The organism is Halobacillus sp. Marseille-Q1614, assembly GCF_902809865.1.
Lineage (GTDB): Bacteria > Bacillota > Bacilli > Bacillales > Halobacillaceae > Halobacillus_A.
In genome coordinates, this window is sequence record NZ_CADDWH010000001.1 from 2,784,361 (window position 1) to 2,808,545 (window position 24,185).

Below are 24,185 nucleotides of genomic sequence, written 5' to 3' on the forward strand. Positions count from 1 at the left end.
TCATCATAAAAACGAGGCAAAGAAGATACTTTGCCTCGTTTTATTAGTCTGCCTTTAACAGCTTCGCATTAATGGCAACAACAACCGTACTTAGACTCATTAAAACTGCTCCAACTGCAGGACTGAGTACAATACCAATTGGAGCTAAAACTCCGGCCGCTAAAGGAATTGCAAAAATATTATAACCTGTTGCCCACCAGAGGTTTTGCACCATCTTCTTATACGTGTTTTTAGATAAGCTTACAATAGAAACAATGTCTTTGGGATTACTTTTTACAAGCACAATATCAGCTGTTTCTACTGCTACATCGGTTCCACTTCCGATAGCAATACCAACATCCGCCGTAGCAAGAGCTGGGGCATCATTAATTCCATCTCCAGTCATCGCAACTTTTCTTCCCTTGGACTGGACTTCCTTCACTTTATCAGCTTTGTGATCAGGTAATACTTCAGCATACACCTCTTCAATATCCAGCTGTTTTGCCACCCAATTCGCCACTTTTTGGTTATCACCCGTAAGCATGACAGAGTGAATATTGTTTGATTTTAGTTCTGCTATCGCTTCTTTTGCTGAATCACGGACCATGTCAGCCAGCGCAATCATTCCTATAAATTGATCGTCCAGCAAAACAAATACCACTGTCTTTCCTTCTTCCGAGAGCTCATTAAAGGATTCTGTATCATAAGAATATCCTTCATCTTTCATATAACCAGGACTCATGACTTTTACTTCTCTTCCATCGACATATCCTTTTAGGCCTTTTCCTGTAATGGATTCAAAATCATCTACTTTTCCAAGGGATATCTCTTGTTCATGGGCTTTTTCTAGAATACCTCTAGCTAGAGGGTGTTCGGAATTTTGCTCGACACTTGCTGCCCAATACAACATATCATTTTCTTCTTGTTGATTAGGAATAATATTCGTGACACCGAATTCTCCTTTGGTTAACGTACCGGTCTTATCAAATATGACGGCGTCTATGTTCCTTGCATTTTCAAATTGCGTCCGATTTCTTATCAATAGCCCTTGCTTAGCTGACAGTGAAGTAGAAACGGCTACGACAAGTGGTGCAGCAAGACCTAAAGCATGCGGACAAGTTATAACCATAACGGTTACCATACGTTCTAAAGCAACATCGAAAGCATATCCTAGTGCCATCCAAATGATAAATGTGGTTATACCTGCCCCTAATGCTAAATAGAAAAGCCATTTTGCTGCCCGGTTAGCAAAATCCTGGGCTCGTGATTTTGATTGTTGGGCTTCTTTCACCAAGCTAATGACTTGTGACAAATAAGTATCATCGCCCGTATTTTTCACTTTGATGGTGAGGCTGCCTTCTTTGTTGACGGCCCCGCCGATAACTTTGTCTTCTTGCTGCTTTTCAACTGGGACGGACTCCCCTGTTAGCATCGATTCATCAATGGCCGATTTACCATCTGTAATCACGCCATCCACCGGAATTTTCTCTCCCGGTTTTACGAGCACAAGATCTTCAGAATGCAGTTCACTTAATGGGACATCTTCTGTTTCTCCATTTTCTTTTAATCGGTGAGCTTCATTAGGCATTAGTTTTACTAGTTCCTGTAAAGCATTTGAAGCCCCCATCACAGATTTCATTTCAATCCAATGACCAAGCAGCATAATATCAATTAATGTCGCTAGCTCCCAAAAAAAATTTTTACCTGACCATCCGAAAACAACAAGGGAACTATACACATAAGCGACCACAATCGCTAATCCTATCAGAGTCATCATGCCCGGATTTTTTTGTTTCAGTTCATCTAGTGCCCCTGTTAAAAAAGGCCATCCACCATAGAAGAATACAAAGGTTGCCAAACCGAATAAAATATATTGGTCATAAGGGAAGGAAATATCCAGACCAATAAAATCCTGAATCATCGGAGACAATAGCAATATAGGTAAGGTTACAATTAAAGATATATAAAACCTCTTCTTAAAATCTTCAACCATGGCCCCATGATCGTGTCCCTCATGACCGTGATCTTCATGTCCATGGTTATCGTGTCCATGATCATGCTTCTTATCACCATGTTTATCATGGTGTTCATTTTGGTTTTCATGATTATGGTGTTCGTGTGCCAATCGAAATCCTCCAATCCTTTTCTATAAATATGAGCTATACTTAATACTTTTACCTAGTAGGGGTATAGTTAAACATCAGTTTTCAAAAAAAGACTAGCACAATTGCTAGTCTGAATCCTTCACCTTTTATATACCCATACCGCTGACCGTATATAATTTCTACAAGGTGAAAGCGGATCTGAATTACTACTCAAACTAATCTAGAACCTCATTTTTCACCAATAAGTTAAAGCATCCAAAATACCTACAGCAATTTAAGATCCATCCAGCTGCTTTATGAACAAGCCCTTCTTTCCTTCGTCCCTTCTTCATGAATGAACCCACTAAATTGAAATACCAAATAAGAAAAATGGAAACAATTAATGGAATAGAGGTTCCAACTGCAAAGATCGGAGGGAGCACAGGTCGAAGCATCTTTGATACAACTTCTCCTATATGCAAGTAATTGGCATGGATAAATGAAACGAGAAAACAGCTAATGTGAATTAAGGAAATCTAAGCCTCAAGAAGCTCATATACAAAGAACCTCTCTCCGTAATACGGTGAGAGGTTCTTTATGGTAGGTCCATGGCAGAATTGTTGATCATAACTGATGGCTACTTAATGAAAATCGATACCGCAGAGTAAATCATCAGCCCGCCCATGACTATTCGAAACATTATCATGTTTTGCAAGAAAATCTTTTAATATAGATCAGAAAGCAGACCATAGAAGAAGTGCCAACCAACCTAAAAAGATAGTAATTGACGTGTAAGATACAATAGATTTCATCCTTAATCGTCATTGACTTACCCAGTAATCCCTGTGAATAACAACCTTTTGATCACTATTGGTTTTTATCATAGCCTCTGTACTTGATAGTCCCTTAATTTCTAATAATTGATTGGAAGAAAAATTCACACTGCCTTTCCCAATAAGCTGCCCCTTTACGTTAACTACCTCCACTACATCATTGACCTTAAAGTTACCCATAATGTTTGTTACACCTGCAGGCAGGAGACTTTTACCATGTTTTAATATTGCAGTTTCAGCCCCATGATCTACTTCAATTTTACCTCTTGGAATGGAATGCAGCGCCAGCCACTGTTTGGAATTATTCATATTGGACTGTGAGCTGCCGCCGATATAAGTGCCATCCCCTTTTCCAACTAAAATATCAACGAGTTTTTCATCACCCGCCCCAGATCCAATAAATACTTTCACCCCTAATAGTAAGGCTGTACGAGCTGCCTCTATTTTTGATTTCATCCCGCCCGTACCAACTTTTGAACCAGCTTCAGAAGCACCTTTTACTAAATGATCATCAATTTCATGAAGAAAGTTATACTTTTTTGCATTTGGATGAGTTCGTGGATTTTGATCATAAATCCCATTGATATCTGTTAGGATCATTAAAAAATCTGCATGCACCAGCCCACTGACGAGCGCTGATAACATGTCATTATCGCCAAAGTTTAATTCTTCAACAGACACTGAATCATTTTCATTAATAATAGGGGTGACATTACGTTTTAAAAGTTCAGATAAGGTAGCGTGTGCATTTTGATATTGTTCTTTATGCAAGAAGTTGTGTCTAGTTAATAGTAATTGTGCAGCTACAATGCCATGTCTTTTAAACTCTTCCGTATAGCCTCTTAATAATTGTCCCTGCCCTACAGCTGCGGCGGCTTGCTTACCGGCAATCGTTACAGGACGTGAGGAATAGCCAAGATCAGTAAAACCGGCTGCAACGGCTCCTGAGGAGATCATAATCACCTCATGCCCCAGGTTCTTCAAACGTGCAAGCGCATCTACGTGCTCACGCAGCTTTTCATTGCTTAGTCCTCCTTTTGTATTCGTTAAAGAGCTGCTACCTATTTTGACAACGATCCTTTTCTTGATCATTTTCCATTCACCATCCATTTTTGTAAAAAACGCCCTTCCATCCTAATACAAGGGACGGATGAGCATGGTCTCCGCGGTACCACCTTCATTGATATTAGCTACATCTAATATCCACTTTCGACAATTCTTTAATCCAAGGAAATCGGGCAGGAGATTGCCCAACCATTCAAAGAATAGGTTCATTAGCATGATAGGTTGATGAATTTACATCCGTTGGGAATATTACTCTTTTTACTTGAGGACTATCTGAGAGTTTCCTATTATATATTCTCAATGTTATGCCTTACTGTGCTTATATATTAATAGATTATTATGTAGTAAATTTAGTAAGGAGTCAATGTTTCCAAGCTGATTGTTTAAAAAAGGCTTCCTATAAAAGTAGTATTATAGGTTATAAAATTAATTAGAAATGTGTATTTGTTAAATAAATGTAAAATTGAGTCGAATTATAATATGCTACGATATTATATGGGGAAAATTATATAACCATACATAATCAGGGGGCATTTTTTATGTTAAAGAAATTTGTCAGTGTCGTTTTAGCCAGTCTTATGGCAGTGGTCTTATTTGCACCAAATGCTCACGCTGCATCAGCTTCAAGTGATGAAGTGGTCAGTATAGCTAAAAAGCACCTGGGAACTCCATACGAATGGAGTGGAGAAACGCCGGATGGTTTTGATTGTTCGGGATTTACATACTATGTAATGAAGAAAGTAGGGATCGACCTCCCAAGGGGTTCCTATGATCAATATAAACAAGGGACATCTGTAGCAGCATCAAATCTTCAAAAAGGAGACTTGGTTTTCTTCTCTGGTACACATAGAGAAGGAGTTTCCCACGTAGGGATCTATATCGGAGATGGGAATATGATTTCTGCTACGAAAAGTAAAGGAGTTGCCATTGACCCGGTATTTTCTGGATATTGGGGAGATAAATATACTGGTGCCAAAAGTTTTTTAAAATGATAGTTTTTTCAACTATGTATCAACGGATTACGGGGCTTATGATGAAATTCAGCATTTAAATGACGAAGGCATAGATTAAACATTTTCATACTTTAACAATACTCCAAATGAAAGGTGGTTAAACCTCATATTTGGAGTATTGTTTTATTTATTAAAAAAGGAAGGGCACTAAGTTCGTGGTGCTTATATCCATCACCGTTTCTTCATCAATCAATGAGTGAAAGCTGTCATTTGATATGAGTCCTGTGAAGAGTTCATTAGGACTTCCCTTCGGCGCAATTTTGGATAGTAACTAATTAGGCCCGGCCTCTTATCAAGCTCATGAGTTGACATGACAAGGACTGATAAAAATTATGAAGTTCCTTTTTAAGTTCTTTAATACCTTCTATCACCGTATTCCGGCTGACCAATAAGCTAAAAGGCTGCCCCAAATCTTTAGAAGTCTGAGGATCTTCCAATATCATGAAAATTTGAATAAAAAATCCTAACAAAAGTTCAGTGAACTATTTTGAGGCCCTTTAGATCTATCCTGTCTTGTCTAACAAGTTGGTCATTTTGATATAATGGGAAAACAAACCAGAACAAGTTAAATCACACGTCTATTGAATCATCCAGACTTTGCTATAAATATACCCGCCAAAAGTTATCTCCTGTTTTCATCAAAGGTAACCGTATCCTTTAATTTATTGCCTTCATCTATTGACTTAGTGCTGGTCATCTTTTTCACAAATTCCTTAACGACCTTGACACTCAAGCCGGACTCCCAGTATTCAGCGATTTCAGGGGTCACTTTGACCAATACAACATTCGGGTCATCTGCAGACGCGTTCAGCACTTTTTCGATAATCTTATTCCAATAGTCTTTCTTCTTATTATCATCTTGAACAAATTCAGCTGTACCGCTGATCGATACATAGGAACTGCCTGCATATGCCAAGTTAACGGCAGGGTTACGGTTGATATCTTCATATTTCTCTGTATCTTTTTTTGTAATGAACCAGATCTCTTCCCTATCCATTTGTACTTCCTGCGTATGCATCGGCCGGGACATCAGCCTGCCTTCTGGAGATATCGTGGTCAGCATCCCCACTTTCTCATCTTTAATCAAGTCTTTAATTTTCTTAATGGTTTCCTGATTTTCTGTGGTTTGATTAGCCATGTATGTTTCCTCCTTCTGATCCTTATCAGTTGCTTCTCTCCTTTTCCAAAAGAGGAAAGCAGTCTCTATCAAATCTTCTTCTTCCTTTTCCCGAAGAGAAACAAAATTACACTTTTCCCGTAAAATCAACGGCTTTAACCATTTCCAACATCTAGGATTTCATCAAATCGAGCGGACCTTGAAAAACCTTACCCGCAAGAGAATATACTAACCAGCTATAAGCTGGATCCCATGATATTTAAATTCATCGAAAAAAGGGTATGGTTAAACGATTAAAAATAAAAAGGAGTTTGAAGATCAACTATGGCTTACGTTTTATTAATTGTCGGCTTCGGTTTATTAATTAAAGGAGCGGATTTATTCGTTGATGGATCTTCCAACATTGCCAGGCTTCTCCGTGTCCCCCCTATTTTGATAGGGTTAACGATTGTAGCTTTTGGAACAAGCTCTCCTGAGGCAACAGTCAGCATCATTGCAGCTTTACAAGGAAATGCTGAAGTTTCACTGGGAAATGTGGTCGGGAGTAATATCTTTAATATCACTTTAGTGGTAGGTATCGCAGCCTTCCTGTATCCATTAATGGTAGAGAGTGAAACAACCAAAAAAGAAATCCCATTCGTATTGCTGGCTAGTGGAGCTCTACTCGTACTTATAAGTGATTCGGAATTACAAGGATTAAGTGAAAACTTGCTAAACCGCGGGGACGGCATTATCTTTTTATTGTTTTTATCTATTTTTATGTACTATGTGATTGAAGTTGGCATGAAAAGTCGAAAAGAATCAATACATGAACCAATTCCTTCAAACATTAAGTGGGGAAAAAACACTGGTTTAACGTTAGCAGGTTTAGCAGCTATTATTTTTGGTGGAGACCTGGTGGTAGACAACGGGACAGAGATTGCCTATGACCTAGGGATGAGTGATACATTAGTAGGGCTAACCATCATTGCGATTGGTACATCGCTTCCTGAACTAGTGACCTCCATATCCGCTGCATTGAAGAAAGAAAGTGGAATTGCACTAGGGAATGTGGTGGGTAGCAATATTTTCAATATTTTATTTGTTCTTGGGGCTTCAGCGGTCATTTCGCCTTTAACTGTGAATGGGAAGATATTTATCGATGTGATGATCATGATTGCACTGAGCTTGTTATTGTTCTTATTTTCAAGGACCCATTATAAAATTGGAAAAACAGAGGGTTTCGTCCTTATGATACTGTATATCATTTATCTTATTTACATTATTTCGAGAAACTGAGATTTTTATTTTATTATTTAACGGAAAAATAGGAACTATGTAGGAATATTATGAAACAAACAGGAAGCAATGATGGTTAGTTATCTAAACAGTAAAGCCGATCTTCTTGTGAAGATTGGCTTTAACTAATGAGCCAGTAACTGTAACCATTAATTAGTTTGACATTTTTTTGGTTTAAAGGGAGGAGATTCCATTATGGCACCCCTAAGATAAGAGTGTGTAATACCTTACACGCTGTATGCCTAGATTCTGTTATATCAAGTTTTTGTTAAATTATGTTTGCAACATCTTTAACGGAATTTAACCGTTGTTTACGGGACTGCGTTAGCAAAATGATATCATTTTTTTAAGACATTGTTTTAGTTATAAGTTATTTACAAAAACTACTTTCAGTCCTATTATTGCTTATCATAATATTCAGTAGAATGTTGATCATGCAACTTTGAGTTAAATCATGGACCTCTGGCGTAGTTTTTTAGTATTTACGTAGGAACTAGAGGTAAAGCTACCAGTGTAGGAAGGGGCTTTGCTACTGCAGTAACATTTGCTGCTATATGTGCTTTAATTATTGGATCAGGTTATGGAGCCATAAATTGTTAAGATTTAAGAAAAGTTTAGTCTTACTGTTTCAACTGAAACTTTACTTAATATAAAAGAGGATGCTTGCTCGAATGTTATTTGCTGAAGCACTGTAAATATAGAAATACAAGTAGATGAATGGGCGTGAAGCTTATAATAATTTTTCAGGAAAGAAAAGAGCTCCACCCCACCCCTGCTGATTCCCTCTCTTATTTTAATATTTATCTAAGCTTTATGAAATTTTGCTATTAATGGAAAGGAAGCATGGGTACCTTCCCCACTCTTTTCCAGCGCTCCCAATGTCCCATTCCCCTTGCACTTTTCGTTTGATACTATTAAAGTATATACTGGTTGAAATCCAGCCTAACTGGATATAGATAAGAAAGCAGAGACATTTTCACTTTTAAATTTTGGAACTACAGGGTTCCTTTAGGAAAGGTTCAGATATACTATGAAAGATAACTTTTGGCATGAGCTGCCGCGACCGTTTTTTGTTCTGGCGCCAATGGAAGCAGTGACGGATGTCGTTTTTCGTCATGTCGTGAGTGAAGCAGCAAGACCTGACGTGTTTTTTACAGAGTTTACGAATACGGAGAGTTACTGCCATCCGAAAGGAAAAGACAGCTTACGGGGACGTCTGACGTTCACGGAAGATGAGCAGCCGATCGTCGCTCACATCTGGGGAGACAAGCCCGAATACTTCCGCCAAATGAGTATCGGTATGGCAGAGATGGGATATCGAGGCGTCGATATCAACATGGGCTGTCCTGCGCCCAATGTCGCAACGAAAGGGAAAGGCTGCGGGCTGATCCGTCGGCCGGATGTTGCAGCAGAAATCATCCAGGCAGCCAAAGCGGGAGGACTGCCTGTCAGTGTGAAGACCCGTCTCGGTTATTCGGAAGTAGATGAGTGGCATGACTGGCTGAAGCATCTTCTGGAACAGGATATCGTCAATCTTTCCATTCATCTCCGTACGAAAAAAGAAATGAGTAAAGTCCCGGCTCACTGGGAGCTGATTCCCGAGATCAAGAAACTCCGTGACGAAATAGCCCCTGATACGCTTCTGACGATTAATGGGGATATTCCTGACCGCCAGAAGGGACTTGAACTTGTGGAAAAATACGGCGTGGACGGAGTAATGATCGGCCGCGGGATATTCCATAACCCGTTCGCTTTTGAAAAAGAGAAGAAAGAGCACACAAGCGAAGAACTCCTCGGCCTGCTTCGCCTGCAGCTCGATCTTCATGATAAATATTCGGAAGAACTCGAGTCGCGTCTCTTCCAACCGCTCCGCCGCTTTTTCAAGATATATGTCCGCGGATTCCGGGGAGCAAGTGAGTTAAGGAATCAGCTGATGAGCACAGAATCCACCGATGAAGTGCGTGCTCTTCTTGATGAGTTTAAGGAGGAATATGGTGGAGTGACAGAAGAGAAAAGTTTTTCTGTCTCGAGGTAAGTCTTTTTACAGGAGAGAAATGCCCATTGCGCTTTTCTCTCTTTTTTATTGGCAGGGAAGTAGAAAGGACGGACCCATCGCTTCATTAAAACTACTAAGCGATGGATTCGTCTCTCTGCTTCCAACAAGATAATCCTATATAAGATATGATTGATACAAAAAAGACTACTTCCCAATAAAGGAAGTAGTCTTTCATTTGGTATGGTAGCTTTACTACGTGAGGGAGAAGTGTAAGGAAGACCTTACATCATGCCGCCCATTCACTGAATAAATGAAATACTTAAATATAAAGCCCAGAAAACCCTATCTTATCGGTGATTAAACCTTTTAAAATTAGAGTGAGGTTAAATAACATATCAATATTTATGAACAATATCCAGTCAAAATCCAGTCAAATTAAAAGAAGTACTTAGAAGTAATACAGCCTATATCTTCATCGATAAATAGTATAAAATAAAGTTCATTTTGCTAGGACAATCTCTGCTTTTTTAAAATAATTATATACGGGCTCACGGGGAATGGAATTTTAAGATCGCCAAGTTCTTACGCTCTCTTTTATACCGTCTCTAAAGAAGAAGTTAGTTTTATTAAAAAAGAATATAAATAGTTCAACTACATTTATTTATATCCTATAACAACGGAGACAAAAGGCGAGCGCTTTGTTCCACTAAACGCTTGGAATAAGAACGCTGTTTCAAATCTTCTAAAGTTAACTTTTTAGACTCTGATAGATCACGTTCGAATTGCACTGTGAGTTTCTTTGCCACGTCTTTACTATAATAAAATTGACATGTCTCGTAATTTAAACGGAAACTTCTCATGTCATAGTTGGCAGCCCCTATTTCAGCTATCTCTCCGTCAATGACCATTTGCTTCGCATGCAGCATTCCTTTTTCATATAAGAAAATATTTACGCCTGCTTCTAATAGTTCTCCATAGTAGGTACGGCTTGCAGTTCCTACTACTATTTGGTCTACACGTTGTGGAACTAATAACCTAACACGTACACCTCGTAACGCCGCCGTTTTTATCGCCATAATAATATCCTCATCAGGTATAAAATAAGGAGTAGTGATGTCAATAGTTTTGACTGCTTGGGTTATACAAATGAAATAAGCTTCTCGGATAACGGGAGTTGGAATACCCGGATTTCCTTCTAAGGTATGCACATAAACTTCTTGTTGAGTTTTTGTAGGCGATTCTGTATCAATCTCCTTGATGTGAAATTCTGTGCTCATTTCTGTTGTCCACTCTAATGATTTGCCGGAGGAAATTTTGTTCTTTGTACCTCCTGTTTGTGTATCTCTGATTTTGCTCTTTTCCACTTCAGCGATGTTCCAATGGCTGTCAAAAATCCTCTGTAAATCTGCTGAAGCTTCTCCTGAAATGTGCACATGTGTGTCACGCCAAAATCCTACGTCAGGCTTCAATCCCGTATACTCATATCCAATGTTGATTCCACCAGTAAATGCTTCCTTTTTGTCTATCGTAATTATCTTGCAGTGATCTCTATAATTCCAGTTTGACGTTATCCAAGGAAAGCGCAAAGGAAAAATTGTTCGGCATTCAATGCCAACATTCATCATGCGCTTGATTTCGCTGCGAGGAAACTTCCTGCTTCCCCAGCCATCTCTTATAAAACGAACTTGCACTCCAGCTTCTGCTCGTTCGATTAATAATTCCGTAATCCTCTTACCAATTTGATCATCACGGTAAATGTAATATTCAAGATCGATCGTTTTTTGGGCATTTTTTAGAGACTCGAAAATGTGTTTGTAAGTTTCAATCCCGTTTGTAAGTACTTGGATTTTAGCACTATGCAGCCCATTTACACTTAATTTCTGTAATGCATAAGCAATGCGTGAAGCTGATGGACTAAAGGAATGCAGCTCACAGGGGTTATCACTTGAAAATGAGAGCCTTTCTTTATGAATACGTTTGGGATTTACTGTACTAATATAGAATACAAATCCAACAATTGGTAAAATAAGACAAATCGCCAACCAGTTTAAAGCCTTAGCTGGTCTGCGGACTTCGCGGACTGCTATAATTAACATAACTATTGTATTTATAAGGTATAACCAAAGAATCCACTGCAATTGGATTCCTCCTCTCTTTTTTTATAACATTTGCGAGCCTTGACTGTTTTATACATGGAGGAACTGGTAAATTGTCGTTGATTTAGTTAAAAGCTTATCTTAATGATTTAAAATAAGCAGGAAGAGTTGTTATTTAGGACTTATATGAATACCCTCACTTTTTCTCCAATCTGCATAGAAAATCTTAGTTTTATCATTATACCCATTAGCTGTTAGTTCATTATTTAGCCACTCTTCATCAAATCCACACTCACTTAAATTGTCCCATAAAACTTCACCGTCAATAATTAAGCTGATCGGTAGATCTACAAAGCTTTCTGGCAGGTTGAGATCTTGCTTGTCTGGTTGTTGATATTTAGATTTTAGCAGTGTGCTTATTTGCCCATTAGGTTCGAGTGTGCCGTACTTGACTTCACGTACGGAGAAAACATTATTTTGTCGAAGTAAGCTTAATATTTGATTCATATCTAATTTGTTTTTTTTCGCTATATTTCGGTCAATGATACCATCTCGAATGATTATGGCAGGTTTCCCTACCAATATAGAACGTGTCGATTTTATTTTCAAAGTAAGAAATTCTACACCCAACATCAGCAATGTCCACAAACCGACAGCATATAAAAAAGACAAAATTCCTATATCGTCTTCATAAATAGTATTTTCTAAAAACCCTCCAAGCAATAGCACAAAAACTAAGTGAAATGGTGTTAGCTGATAAATGGCTGTTTTTCCTGTTAAGATGACAATGAAAAAGAGTGTGAAAAAACCAATGATGACTTTCATTGTCAGTAAGTCCATACTAATAGCACCCAAAATATTTACCTCCTGTTTATAAAATTCCTATAATTTTCAACATTTTAGCTAACATAAAAAGAACATCCCTTTTATTATGAACATTTAAGCGCATATCACTAAAATTTTGAACATTTCCGTGAAGTTCCAGGCGTCAGTCGGGCTGGATACTATAACTGGTTGAAAGCAGAAGAGACAAGTCAGCTAAAAGCTCGCGAAGATCAGGCGCTCATGATTAGCATAATAATGTTATTGTGGTACGAATGAGAAGGATATGTTATTTGCAATAGATACGATAAAAGAGATGGGTGGAGGTTTAGTAATTGTCGAAAATAAAAAAGTAATAGCTTCCTTAGCCTTACCTATTGCAGGTTTACTATCTGATGGACCAGCAGAAAAGGTATACAGTAATTAATAAAATTATTGAAAGGTCTTGATTACATAGAGGCTTCGAAGAAATTCAATCCTTTTCTAACCCTTTCTTGGCATTACCGGTCATTCCTGATCAAAAATAACCGATATGGGTTTATTTGATGTTAAGTAATAAATAAATATACGTGCACTCCTCTAAATATTTTTTTAACCAAAATGAACAACGCATACTAAAGTAGACTTCTCTTTCTTCTTCTGTAAACATCTCCAATATTAATCCTAGTTTAAACAATTGTATCCCCCGGCTCATATTTAATAATAAAAGAAAAGCCTCTCAAAAGTTTATAAACTCTTGAGAAGCTTTTTAGATTTAGTAAATAATTTTAAATACCAGTCAAAATCCAGTAAAATTGCTTTTAAACCCTATGTTAAAAGGGGTTTAGGCGCTATCACATCATGCCGCCCATTCACTTGCTCAGCTATATATTGTATATACCATAAAAGACCCTGTGGAACCTTATTATACCAAGGTTTCCATCGCAAAGTGAATTTATAAACCACAATAAGTTTTAATACTTTATGATCTGTATCCAGTCATAATCCAGTCACCGATACATTACCTAAATGAAAAGCCTCTCAAAAGTTTATGAACTCTTGAGAGGCTTATAGATTTAGTAAATGATTTTAAAACCCAATCAAATGTTCTCAAACCATATGCTGAAAGGGTATGGGGGGCTCATATCATGCCGCCCATGGATTCACCTAAGTTAATAAAGGAAAATAACATCAAAACCGAGGGATAAAAGCAGTGTATTTAAGGTCCGTATTCAACATCTATAACAAAATAAAATAAATAGTTCTGTCGAATAGTATGTCGATTGGGAAAGACCTGGTGAAAATAGTGGCTGACTAAATCCGATTCCATAGGTGAAGAAAGTTCATAGCTTTTCCTTCCTGTCATTGAGTATAGCTTATTTCTTTGAATAATTAGTACTGAAATTGAAATAAAATAACAGCTACTTACGGCTGTTATAGTTCACCTAGTAATCTTATAGCGCTCGTATTTTTCTGTAAGTTTATTGACTTACAACATAACTAGGCATCTTCTAATTCGAAAAACTCCTGATATTTTTCAGGGTCATTGGCAAGTATTTCTTTTACTTTATCTTCATTCAATTTATTTAGTACATCTGATGTATTTTGACCTTCAACCAACTCAAACCAGTTTCCCCTATTTGTCTGATACAATTGCGCTGGCACCCAAGTCTTAGTATGACCATAAGTACTAACTATATTGGCATATTTCTGAAACTCATGAATAAGGTTCGCTTTTTCAGTATCATACAATTTCCCCTCAATAACCTTTCTCATTTCAATCCTCCTAAACCTTTATTTATGTTTTATTTATGATAAGGCTTTTCTCCTTGCCAGTATATAGTATGAGAACCAGAACATGAAGTGGTTCTGTCAATTCTTTAATCTATAATATTATTCATTTTTGATAATACAGCACAAAAGAACATAAAAAAATTGATTATTTGGTTAGAACCTAATTTAGGACGGTACCGGATACTCAAAAAAATGATCCTCCTAAAGTAGGATGGCAACCTAATAAAACATACTAACACTTTTATTATTTTTTTTGGAATAGGTATATATGGTATTAACCAAGCCTTTTAAAAAGGTTAGAAAGGATTCCTTGTATCGTCAACGGATACCGGACAGGAGAAAAGAGCCACTATATGCTTCCCCGCAGACCTTGTAACATAAAGACAATCACCTAGTCTTCTAAGTTTGCCCCTTATCAGAAGACTCAATATCAATATAATCTAATAACCATAACTCTACAAGCTAGTACTTTTGTCGGCCGTTGCTAATTAATCCATAACTTTTTTTCTTAATTAAGAAGCAGTGTAATTATGCGCTTTATATTCTTGAAATCTTTAAGTGAAATTTTATGCTTTTAGCCGCTAACTCTCCTTCGTTTTTGTTCATTTTATATCTATTATTGGTATAATTAGTTAGGGTCCTTAAAGGAGTGGAGAAAATGCGGGCAATCAAACTAATTGCGGCTCAATTCTTGTTACTTTTTTCGCTGGCAGTCCAACTGAAAAAGTTGCAACCATTGAGAAAAATTATTTAACATAATCTACAATTACATCTACTATAACTATTTCTGTCCATAAAGCTATTAAAATCAACGGGTAAAAAATTCCTCTTCCTATAAGCAAAAAATCCAGATCCACCTCATTAATGCCATTCACCGGCTTCTTTTTTTAACACCCGAATAAGGTTTGAAAAAGAAAAGTTCGAGGAACACCAAGGTGAGAATATGGGTTTTATTGTGACTGTACAACACCAATAAGACTATACATAAATATTTCAAAGTTTTGTATTCCAGTTATAAAAGTATATGGATAATTTTGCTTTCTTTATCCTATACAAATTAAATAATTTATAAGGAGAATTAAACACAATGTTTTTTGAAGCATTCGGTACGGACACTTTCTTAATGCTCACTGCATTATTACTTTTCAGTGGAATATTCGCTTCAAAGTTTTCTACTAAGTGGGGACTCCCCTCTCTTATCTTGTTTATAATCGTAGGAATGCTCGCTGGAAGTGATGGTTTAGGAATTATTTTTTTCGATAATGCTAAGGTAGCTCAGATCATAGGGGTGTTCGCTTTGGTTATTATCCTATTTGAAGGAGGGCTACATGCAAAATGGGCAACGATTCGCTCGGTAGCGATACCTTCATTATCCCTAGCTACAGTAGGAGTACTAATAACCTCTACAATTATTGGATATTCTGCTTTTCTCTTATTTGACGTAACTCTCCTAGAAGGAATGCTTTTAGGGGCGATTGTTGGTTCGACAGACGCGGCAGCAGTTTTCGCTGCTCTTAAAGAAAGGAATATAAAAGCTAAGATGGGGGCTACTCTTGAGGCTGAATCCGGTACAAATGATCCTATGGCTGTCTTTTTAACTATCTCAATCATAGAGTTAATTTCACGGCAGGATAGCTCTATTTGGATGCTAGTCCCTACATTCTTTTTACAAATGGGACTGGGACTTATTTTGGGAGTTCTTTTTGGTAGGTTAGCTTCTTTTTCTATTAACCGAATAAGATTAGAATCAAGTGCGCTTTACCCTATATTATCAGTAGCTTTTGCCCTGCTTATTTATGGGATAACTGCACTTATTGGAGGGAGTGGCTTATTGGCAGTATATATAGCCGCATTAGTGATAGGAAATCGGGAATTAACCTATCGATATTCCATTTTTCAGTTTAATGAAGGATTTGCTTGGATGGCGCAAATTATCATGTTTATTATCTTGGGGCTGTTAGTGTTTCCAGCGCAACTTTTTTCCTTACAAGTTATTCTAGGGGGATTGATTTTATCTGTATTGTTAATACTTGTGGCCCGCCCTATTGCCGTTTTTCTTTCTTTAATAAAACTCAATTATTCAGTTAAAGAAAAGGTCTTAATATCCTGGGCAGGCTTACGTGGAGCCGTTCCAATTGTTCTTGCTACATTTCCAATCGTCGAGGGCCTTGAGAATAGCCAAACCCTCTTTAACATCGTATTCTTTATCGTATTAACATCAGCATTAATTCAAGGTTCCACCATCTCCTGGGCAGCTAAGAAATTAAAACTGGTAGGACCTAAAAAAGATGTTCCACACCATTCTATTGAACTGATATCCATGGGAAAAGTGGCTGCAGAGATAGTTCAATTTCAGACAAACAAAGAATCTGCGGTTGTTGGAAAGAAACTGAAAGAACTTTCTTTACCCAATCGTTCAAATGTTAATGCAATAATTAGAGACAACCATGTGATAACCCCCTATGGAGAAACAAAAATACATCCGGGAGACTTCTTATATATTCTTGTTGAATCAAAGTATAAGGACCAATTAACAAAGGAATTAGAACAAAAGGTTAGCTCAAAAGAAATGGATAAGCATCTAACTGAGTAAAATGCAAAAACCAGCCCTTAATATATATTAAGGGCTGAATGATTTCGTACTATATCAGATTTGAAATTGTCTAATGAATAGGTATGTTGTATTTCAGGTTCTGAAAGCGTGACAATAAAGAGACGGTCAATTAACAGAAAAATCACTATAGTACATTTTTTAATCATGCTTAAAAGTACAGGACATATATGAATCCAGCTAAAAGGATTCTGTAAATAGCAAACGGAACGAGCTTTATGCGATTGATTAGCTTCAGAAAAAAACGAATAGAAATTAAGGCAAAAACAAAGGCACTGAGAAATCCTATTATAAAAAAGGGCATAGCATCTATGGTGAAATGTTGAAAATTTTTGATAAAGGAGAGGCCACTAGCTCCCAGCATAATTGGCACTGCCATGATAAAAGTAAAATCAGAGGATGCTCGGTGACTCATACCGAGTAAGACGCCGCCGGAAATGGTTGAACCTGACCTGGAGAAGCCTGGCCATAAACCAACACACTGAAATAGTCCCATACCAAAAGCTTGTTTATACGAGATGTGATCTACGGTGCTTATTGTATAAGTTCTATTTTTTTGAAACCAGTCTGCCAAAATCATAAGTATTGCTCCAGCAGCAAGACCAAAGATCACCGTTTTAACTGAGAACAAATAATTATCTATATAATCTTCAAATGCATATCCTAATACTCCTGCTGGAATAATACCAACGATCACATGAGTTAGTTTTAATTTTCTCCCCTTTACTCCCTCTCCTTTCTTTAAATTAAGCATTTGTTTAAAATTGTCCTTAAAAATAACAACAACTGCTAGTATGGATCCTAATTGAATCACAACTTTAAATGTGTTTGCTACGGGCTCACTATATAGTTCTTTAGATTGCAACCATAATTCGTCAACTATTATCATGTGTCCTGTTGAAGAAACAGGAGCAAATTCAGTAAGCCCCTCCACAAAACCTAATATAATTGAAACAATTATATACCAAAATTCCAATGGTACACCTCTTCCCAGTTACATAAAAAATTACCTATTCTTTTTCTTATACATAACTGCTATAAATAATATAAACACTATGATTAACAACACATAAATGATATTTGAGTAAATGTCCATGTAGGCAACTATTTCTGTCCACGACCCGCCTACTGAAGCCCCCAAGTTAACAAGAACAATATTCCAAATGAATGTTCCTAAAGTTGTCAAAATAATCAATACACCAAAATTCATATTAGACATCCCTGCAGGAATTGAGATCAAGCTTCTCACGAATGGAATAAACCTACAAAAGAAAACAGTCCAAGGGCCATACTTATCAAACCATTGATCAGCTTTATGAATATCTGATTTTGATAATTTTAAAATATGTCCCCATTTCTCAATGAATTTTTCCAGCCGATCTACATCTAGCCCGAGACCAATTCCGTATAAAACCAATGCTCCAAAAACTGAACCTAATGTTGAAGCAATAACAACTCCAGTCACGCTTAGAGATGAAGAAGTAGTCATAAACCCACCAAACGTAAGGATTACCTCAGAGGGGATAGGAGGAAATAATTTTCTAGCGCTATTAAAAGTAAGATTCCTGCGTAACCATATTCATTCAATATATCCATTAACAGTTTTCCATAAAGTTCTCCTAACTTCTCATTTCGAAAATACATAACCAAGCATCTCTTTTTTTGTGGATACGCCCCTATCTAATAATAATGTTACATCTAATTTCTTAAAAGCAATCTATTAAATATTTACATAAACTTTAGAAAGAATTCAGTCGTTTATTGATAACATCAACGATAATCATGAGAGCTAAAGTTGTAAATTGGGAAAGTAAAAAATCTTTTAGATAAATTACGAGCGTATGTAATGTTTATTACTAATAAAATTATTGTAAACAGAAAAGAAAGTACCTCTATCGTGTTTATGGCTTCCAACTACAAACAAAGATAGAGGTTTTTTGAGTAACTAGCTCACTATATAATATTTTTTAATCTTGCTTTTTTATTTATAATAAACATACTCCATAGCTTTCAAGCTGTTAAACTCGATAAATCACACTATTCCACCATCAATTACTTTATCGTTTTAAATATTGATTATCCATGGGTGTGCCTTAATAAATGGGTTTATCATTTTATCTTTATTCCAAACCCACTATCTGTTTTAATTCCCTAGCATTGAACATATCCCGGGAAAATCGAGGTATATATTCTCCCCATTCAACACCTGTAACAATACCTGAAATAAAAATACCTCCAAAGAAAATGAATAACACTAAGAAACTCATACCATAATACAATAACGTATCTTTATCATTTGAATATTTCATGTCTTCTCTCCTCTTTATCCAGATTAGTGCATAGGTAGAGAGAAAATCATGTATAGCTTGATTGAAAGAACTTCACCTTCATAAACTGTTGTAGTGATCTCACTAAAGTTACATAAGTGGAATAGGTATAAAATGGGAGAGAACGCCGCAAACTGTAAGCTCTATCTTTCGAGAGCTTTAATGATCGGAAATCCTCTTTCTCATTTTTCGGTAGCACAATGGCATATGAAAAATGCACAGCTTTCTGAGTTGAAACTACTGGTTTAGCCGTCAATTCAGTGGCGGAGGGCTTGTGTGGCTTTATAGCTATCTCATGAAATGGATTTATAACCACTGTTACCAACAATAAGGATAGTGATATAACAAATTTATAAAAGTTAACCTCTCTCCCCTCCCTTCGACCAGCAGTGAAATATACCTCATTTTTATTTTACCAGCAAAAGTAAATAGTAAAAAGCATGCTTATCTATCCATTTTCTCTTTTTGTGAATTTTCATAATCCATTATATAATATATTCAGAAAATATCACGTAAAGGAATTTTATTCCGATCCCTTTTTGTTAGGTCTATTGATACTATCGACACCACTAACACCCATGCAGAGGTGGCTAAAGGCTTTCCAACTTCCATCTCTATTGATAAAATAAAAAGAACACTTAGATTGCCGAACGGAAGTCTGCTCATTTATGAAATCAGGAAATAGCAGGACTACTATGAGAAAGGTTATTGATGGTAAACTGTATGATTCGGAGAAGGCGGATCTTGTTTATGAATTTCAAAAATATGCAAATGTAAATAGTACCTATGGTCAAACGAAGGCATGGGGGAAGACACAATTATTCAAGAGAAACTGGTCTTATTTTGCTGAAGATAAGACTTCAGCAAACGAATTGAATAAATTAGATGAAAATGCACTGAAAGAAATACTTGCCCACGATCCTGAAAAATACCAGGAGTTTTTCGATTAGAAGAGACTTAATCCACCATGGTTAATAAAAAAAGATCACTGATTACGGATTGCACGAATTGCAACCGTAGTCAGTGACCTTTTTAATTTGCAAGCAGATACTGATAGCAAATACATCACTTATACAATCCGTACGTGCTATTAATATCCTGTATAAAAATAATTCCGTTGCCCGGCTCATCTATTTTGAGCTTTCTTCTGATTGATGAGACAATCGCATCGGTGCTATCCCGTTCAGAAAGAATTAACACGATCTCCTTTTCAGGTTCAATATCCATCGAGAAAACTTTGCTGGTTTCGTGTATCCCTGAGCCTCTTGCATTGATGATTGTACCGCCCTTTGAGCCAGCTTCGGTTGCTGCATCAATGACTTCTTCCGCATTTCCTTTTTCAATAATCACCGTGATAGCATGATACATTTTATTATCTGCACCTCCGCTTCCTATTAAACGATCACTTTTAAAACTGCTTGCACCAAAGATCTGATTCACTGAAGTAGTAAACGCAATGCCGTGATTTGGCTTGTTAAACTTGAATTTCTCATTTAATTTTTCGAGAACCTGAGATGCCGTTAATTTATTGGAACCCATTAAAATGATTTCCTTTTTCACATTAATCAGTCCAAACATATCAAGAATACGACTTTTCACTGTACCTTTGCCTACCAGCACAGTACCACCTGAGATTCCGTGCTTTTTAGCAGATTTCATTATTTTACTTCCCAGGCCGACGTTCACAATCACACATACTAATTCAAGTTCCACTCTATCAGTTTTGCTCGACATTGTGCTCTACTCCTCCTTTTCTCTTTTTTGATTTTACTTTAAACACTAGTCCCAAAATCTGTAAAGCTATCAATGGTGTCATGGCAACCAGTGCAATCATGCCAAATCCATCCACCAAAACATCAGCCCCTGAAGTCGCCTCGGCAGCCCCCTGGACAAACGCCAGTATAAAAGTTGCTGTCATCGGCCCAGAAGCAACCCCGCCTGAATCAAAAGCTATTCCTACAAATAATTTCGGTGCAAAATACATCAGTGTGGTTGCCATAATGTATCCGGGTAACAGTAAATGCCACAGCTCCAGGTCTGTAATTAGGACTCTCAACATGGATAAGAGAATCGCCAACCCAACACCGAGTGACAGAGTACTCAATACCACTGACCTTTTCACATAACCACTTGTTACATCCTCAACCTGATTTGTAAGAACATGTACAGCTGGTTCAGCCAAAATTGTAACCAGACCCATAACAAAGGATATGATAATAATATACGCTTTATTATCCAGGGAGGCCAGGTTATAGCCCATTGTACTCCCGACGTCCATGAATCCTGCATTCACCCCTACAAGGAACAAAACAAGCCCAATAAATGTAAATAGTATTCCCATTAAAATTTTCCTGACGGCTTTCTTAGTCATTTTGAACGATTTTTTCTGAAATACAAGAAAAACTATTAAAATCGGTATCAGTGCGATTATAATTTCAAACATTATAATCGGTATTTCATGTAAAAAAGGGCCAAAGATAGAAATTGAGTCATGTGCTTTTGTATTTAAACTACCTGTCATTTTATCAGTTTGCATCACAATATTCATGATCATCACGGAAATAATGGCACCCGTTGAAGCAATAGCTACTAAACCAAAGCTGTCCTTCTCGGAAGCTTTACTGTCTTTCTTTAATGTGGAAATACCTAAAGCAAGCGCCAAAATGAAAGGTACGGTCAAGGCACCCGTAGTCGCTCCTGAGGCATCAAAAGAAATAGCCAGAAACTCCGGAGAGGTAAATACTGCAAGAACTAAAATAATCAGATACAAGATTGTCAACAGCTTATAAAGCGGGAAATTATAGACAATTCGCACAAACCCGGTAGCAATTAATAGACCAATTCCTATTGATACAACAATCACAAGAATTACTTTCGATATCAGTCCTGATGTAACCATTTCAACTTGTCCGGCCAGAATGTGCAAATCAGGTTCAGCAATCGAAATGAAAAAGCCCAGCAGTAAACCCGCAACGATAACGATCCAAATTTTATTTGATTTGGCGACTGCTTTCCCGATTGTCTGTCCGATAGGAGTAATCCCGATGTCAACCCCAATAAGAAATATAGACAGTCCAAGAATGATCAGGATAGCTCCAATAATAAAACGAATGATCAGGGTAGGGTCAAGTGGCGTTAAAGTGAAATGAAGAAGTAGAACTATTGCAGTTATAGGAAGGACAGCAAATAAGACTTCTTTTACTTTTGAGACCAATACATTCAATTATTTTCTCAGCCCTTTCTCATTAATTTTTAAAACTGAAATACTCTTTCAGCTGCTATAAATTAACATCTACTTTCACCGCCCCTTTTTCATTTTTGTCTATACCGATATAATGTAACGTTTGAGAACTTGAATGATGGTGGAAAATTTGAGAGATAAATGAGATAGCAATCCCTTTACGGTAAGCATGATAGCCAAATGTCTTACGTAATGTGTGGGTACCGATTTTTCCTGTTAACCCAGCCTCCTTTGCGGCCTGATTAATAATCCGGTAAGCTTGCTGGCGGGTGATTGGGTTATTATTCTTTTTGGACTTAAAGAGGTAGTCCTGCGGATTAGGGTCAAGGTAGGAAAGGAAGGCTTTCAATTCTTTTTTTACACTTCTGTTAATATAATAGGATTGTTCCTGATCACTGTGAGATTCAACTAAATATAAAAAATCCCTAGGCTTGGCATCCTCCCATACATCCTTGACTTTCAAGGAAAGAAGATCGCTGACTCTCAAGCCAGTATTAATGCCAAGAACGAAAAACAACAAATCTCTTTGGGAGTGCTGTTTTAATATTCCTTTCATTTTATTAATATCTTTAATACCACGAATCGGCTCGACAAACTCCAAAATTTTGCCCCCTTTATTAATGTTACTTAAATACATTTTATATCAGGTTAAGTAACATCACAAATAATTTGCACTTTTCTGTTATTTACCAGTAGAGCCATAATTTAGAGCATAAAAGAAAACCTCTCAAAAGTTTATGAACTCTTGAGAGGCCTTTAGATTTAGTAAACGATTATAAAAACCAGTCAAAATCCAGTCAAATCATTCTCAAACCTTATGGCGAAAGGATTTTGGGCGCTATCACATCATGCCGCCCATTCACTCGACTAATTAATAGGATAATAATAAACTACGCAGAACCCTATTATCACAAGATTTCTGTTAGCAAGTAAATTGATTAAACACAATAAGTTGTAAAACTTTATGAACAGTATCCAGTCATAATCCAGTCACCAAAACTTCTCCTAGATTCAGACTAAAAGAAGTCGATCTTTAACCGTTTGGGCTAATGCATTTTATAATATTCGGTTCACAAACTAGAAGTAGTTGCTAACGTCTTGTGCTTTATCTTTTAATGGCTATTCCATAACTAACCATTCATCCGCTCAACCCATTGATGGAGTAGCTTATTATACCAGGGCAAATTTTCGTGGATTTTAATGGCCACTTCATCATTATAGGTTATTCCTGTCCTTATTCACTTACGTTGGAACTGACTCTTGTCTTTGCATCAATCCTGGTATTCTTGGAATAAAGAATTAACACCCCAATCCCTAATAGTAAGAAACAGATACCTAACCAAGAAGTTAAGGATAAATGCTCTCCAAGAAGGAACACTCCCAACAATGCAGCTGTTAGGGGTTCCGCCAACGAAAGAGTAACGGCCGTTGAAGAAGGGACGTTTATAAGACCTTTGGCAAACAGAAAATAGGCAAATCCGGTTGCTATGAGTCCTAGGTGGAGGCTTATTGCAAAGCCTTTTCCTTCATTAATCCACGACATGTCATAGATGAATAACAATGGAGATAGAAAGATGGCACTAAGCGTAAATACTACAGCCACTATTGAAATGGATGAATGTCTCTTAGCTAATTTCCCACTAACCAGAGTGTAACTCGCAAAAGATAATCCTGCTACCAAAGCCATCGCTATGCCATAAGGATCTACAGTTACGGATTCTTTGTTTATAAAAATCATAAAGCATCCGACGATCGATAAAACGGTAGAATACCACCAAACTTTTGCTGGACTTTTTTTCAAAAATAACCACTCAATAATTCCAGATAAAACAGGTGCACTTCCAATAGCTATGACTGTCCCTATAGCCACTCCGGTCAATGTCTGTTTACAGCCATGGAAATGACCCAGGTCTGCCATCTTTTTGATCCAACTCTACCAATATATTGATC

General features: G+C 37.1%; 18 protein-coding genes and 1 pseudogene. 6 read left to right on the forward strand and 13 right to left on the reverse strand.

The window, feature by feature from the left end:
• Positions 1-43 precede the first annotated feature (43 nt).
• Both HUS26_RS13775 and proB read right to left on the reverse strand, forming a co-directional pair.
• Positions 44-2,104 (reverse strand): heavy metal translocating P-type ATPase, encoded by a 2,061-nt coding sequence (locus tag HUS26_RS13775; protein WP_173917697.1) that lies wholly within the window; start codon positions 2,102-2,104, stop codon positions 44-46.
• A 780-nt stretch (positions 2,105-2,884) separates the two neighbouring features.
• Complete coding sequence (gene proB, locus HUS26_RS13780; RefSeq protein ID WP_173917698.1) at positions 2,885-3,988, reverse strand: glutamate 5-kinase; 1,104 nt, start codon at positions 3,986-3,988, stop codon at positions 2,885-2,887.
• A 512-nt stretch (positions 3,989-4,500) separates the two neighbouring features.
• Here proB and HUS26_RS13785 point away from each other — a divergent pair.
• On the forward strand, positions 4,501-4,953 hold the full coding sequence (locus HUS26_RS13785) for a C40 family peptidase (RefSeq protein ID WP_173917699.1): 453 nt from the start codon (positions 4,501-4,503) through the stop codon (positions 4,951-4,953).
• A gap of 643 nt (positions 4,954-5,596) precedes the next feature.
• Here the strand turns inward: HUS26_RS13785 and HUS26_RS13790 are convergent.
• Complete coding sequence (locus tag HUS26_RS13790) at positions 5,597-6,112, reverse strand: pyridoxamine 5'-phosphate oxidase family protein (RefSeq protein ID WP_173917700.1); 516 nt, start codon at positions 6,110-6,112, stop codon at positions 5,597-5,599.
• Between the two features lie 303 nt (positions 6,113-6,415).
• On the opposite strand from HUS26_RS13790, the gene HUS26_RS13795 reads away from it, so the two are divergent.
• Complete coding sequence (locus HUS26_RS13795) at positions 6,416-7,369, forward strand: calcium/sodium antiporter (RefSeq protein WP_173917701.1); 954 nt, start codon at positions 6,416-6,418, stop codon at positions 7,367-7,369.
• A 1,030-nt stretch (positions 7,370-8,399) separates the two neighbouring features.
• Positions 8,400-9,404, forward strand: coding sequence for a tRNA-dihydrouridine synthase (locus tag HUS26_RS13800; protein ID WP_173917702.1), 1,005 nt, complete (start codon positions 8,400-8,402; stop codon positions 9,402-9,404).
• 629 nt (positions 9,405-10,033) lie between these two features.
• On the opposite strand, the gene HUS26_RS13805 is transcribed toward HUS26_RS13800, so the two are convergent.
• Positions 10,034-11,503: a phospholipase D-like domain-containing protein gene (locus tag HUS26_RS13805; protein WP_173917703.1), complete on the reverse strand. Its 1,470-nt coding sequence runs from the start codon at positions 11,501-11,503 to the stop codon at positions 10,034-10,036.
• Positions 11,504-11,632: 129 nt separating this feature from the next.
• Complete coding sequence (locus HUS26_RS13810) at positions 11,633-12,316, reverse strand: DUF421 domain-containing protein (protein ID WP_173917704.1); 684 nt, start codon at positions 12,314-12,316, stop codon at positions 11,633-11,635.
• 253 nt (positions 12,317-12,569) lie between these two features.
• On the opposite strand from HUS26_RS13810, the gene HUS26_RS13815 reads away from it, so the two are divergent.
• A complete protein-coding gene (locus HUS26_RS13815; protein ID WP_173917705.1) occupies positions 12,570-12,710 on the forward strand; it encodes an adenine deaminase C-terminal domain-containing protein in 141 nt (46 codons plus the stop codon).
• Between the two features lie 1,052 nt (positions 12,711-13,762).
• Here HUS26_RS13815 and HUS26_RS13820 read toward each other — a convergent pair.
• On the reverse strand, positions 13,763-14,038 hold the full coding sequence (locus HUS26_RS13820) for a hypothetical protein (protein WP_173917706.1): 276 nt from the start codon (positions 14,036-14,038) through the stop codon (positions 13,763-13,765).
• Between the two features lie 1,105 nt (positions 14,039-15,143).
• Between HUS26_RS13820 and HUS26_RS13825 the strand changes: the two genes are divergently transcribed.
• On the forward strand, positions 15,144-16,649 hold the full coding sequence (locus HUS26_RS13825; protein WP_173917707.1) for a potassium/proton antiporter: 1,506 nt from the start codon (positions 15,144-15,146) through the stop codon (positions 16,647-16,649).
• A 169-nt stretch (positions 16,650-16,818) separates the two neighbouring features.
• Here HUS26_RS13825 and HUS26_RS13830 read toward each other — a convergent pair whose 3' ends face one another.
• The 3 genes and pseudogenes from HUS26_RS13830 to HUS26_RS13840 form a co-directional block, all read right to left on the reverse strand.
• Positions 16,819-17,643, reverse strand: a complete 825-nt coding sequence (locus HUS26_RS13830; protein WP_173917708.1) for an undecaprenyl-diphosphate phosphatase — start codon at positions 17,641-17,643, stop codon at positions 16,819-16,821.
• A 30-nt stretch (positions 17,644-17,673) separates the two neighbouring features.
• A pseudogene (locus HUS26_RS13835) lies at positions 17,674-18,311 on the reverse strand (DedA family protein).
• A gap of 476 nt (positions 18,312-18,787) precedes the next feature.
• Positions 18,788-18,976 carry a hypothetical protein gene (locus tag HUS26_RS13840; RefSeq protein WP_173917709.1) on the reverse strand — a complete coding sequence of 63 codons (189 nt, stop codon included), beginning with the start codon at positions 18,974-18,976 and terminating at the stop codon, positions 18,788-18,790.
• Between the two features lie 713 nt (positions 18,977-19,689).
• Between HUS26_RS13840 and HUS26_RS13845 the strand changes: the two genes are divergently transcribed.
• Positions 19,690-19,944, forward strand: coding sequence for a hypothetical protein (locus tag HUS26_RS13845; protein ID WP_173917710.1), 255 nt, complete (start codon positions 19,690-19,692; stop codon positions 19,942-19,944).
• A gap of 115 nt (positions 19,945-20,059) precedes the next feature.
• Here the strand turns inward: HUS26_RS13845 and HUS26_RS13850 are convergent, their stop codons facing one another.
• From HUS26_RS13850 to HUS26_RS13865, 4 genes are all read right to left on the reverse strand, one after another.
• A complete protein-coding gene (locus HUS26_RS13850; protein WP_173917711.1) occupies positions 20,060-20,728 on the reverse strand; it encodes a P-II family nitrogen regulator in 669 nt (222 codons plus the stop codon).
• Complete coding sequence (locus tag HUS26_RS13855; protein ID WP_173917712.1) at positions 20,712-22,217, reverse strand: DUF1538 domain-containing protein; 1,506 nt, start codon at positions 22,215-22,217, stop codon at positions 20,712-20,714. The genes HUS26_RS13850 and HUS26_RS13855 overlap by 17 nt, the downstream gene beginning before the upstream one ends.
• 55 nt (positions 22,218-22,272) lie before the next feature.
• Positions 22,273-22,836: a tyrosine-type recombinase/integrase gene (locus HUS26_RS13860; RefSeq protein ID WP_173917713.1), complete on the reverse strand. Its 564-nt coding sequence runs from the start codon at positions 22,834-22,836 to the stop codon at positions 22,273-22,275.
• 633 nt (positions 22,837-23,469) lie between these two features.
• Positions 23,470-24,153 (reverse strand): EamA family transporter, encoded by a 684-nt coding sequence (locus tag HUS26_RS13865; protein ID WP_173917714.1) that lies wholly within the window; start codon positions 24,151-24,153, stop codon positions 23,470-23,472.
• Between the last annotated feature and the right edge of the window lie 32 nt (positions 24,154-24,185).

Coding starts and splice junctions, on each gene's coding strand:
- HUS26_RS13795 (WP_173917701.1), top strand. CDS start 6,416: ATGGCTTACGTTTTATTAATTGTCGGCTTCGGTTTATTAATTAAAGGA.
- HUS26_RS13825 (WP_173917707.1), top strand. CDS start 15,144: ATGTTTTTTGAAGCATTCGGTACGGACACTTTCTTAATGCTCACTGCA.
- proB (WP_173917698.1), bottom strand. CDS start 3,988: ATGATCAAGAAAAGGATCGTTGTCAAAATAGGTAGCAGCTCTTTAACG.
- HUS26_RS13800 (WP_173917702.1), top strand. CDS start 8,400: ATGAAAGATAACTTTTGGCATGAGCTGCCGCGACCGTTTTTTGTTCTG.
- HUS26_RS13865 (WP_173917714.1), bottom strand. CDS start 24,153: ATGGCAGACCTGGGTCATTTCCATGGCTGTAAACAGACATTGACCGGA.
- HUS26_RS13845 (WP_173917710.1), top strand. CDS start 19,690: ATGAGAAAGGTTATTGATGGTAAACTGTATGATTCGGAGAAGGCGGAT.
- HUS26_RS13820 (WP_173917706.1), bottom strand. CDS start 14,038: ATGAGAAAGGTTATTGAGGGGAAATTGTATGATACTGAAAAAGCGAAC.
- HUS26_RS13785 (WP_173917699.1), top strand. CDS start 4,501: ATGTTAAAGAAATTTGTCAGTGTCGTTTTAGCCAGTCTTATGGCAGTG.
- HUS26_RS13840 (WP_173917709.1), bottom strand. CDS start 18,976: ATGAAATATTCAAATGATAAAGATACGTTATTGTATTATGGTATGAGT.
- HUS26_RS13815 (WP_173917705.1), top strand. CDS start 12,570: ATGTTATTTGCAATAGATACGATAAAAGAGATGGGTGGAGGTTTAGTA.
- HUS26_RS13850 (WP_173917711.1), bottom strand. CDS start 20,728: ATGTCGAGCAAAACTGATAGAGTGGAACTTGAATTAGTATGTGTGATT.
- HUS26_RS13790 (WP_173917700.1), bottom strand. CDS start 6,112: ATGGCTAATCAAACCACAGAAAATCAGGAAACCATTAAGAAAATTAAA.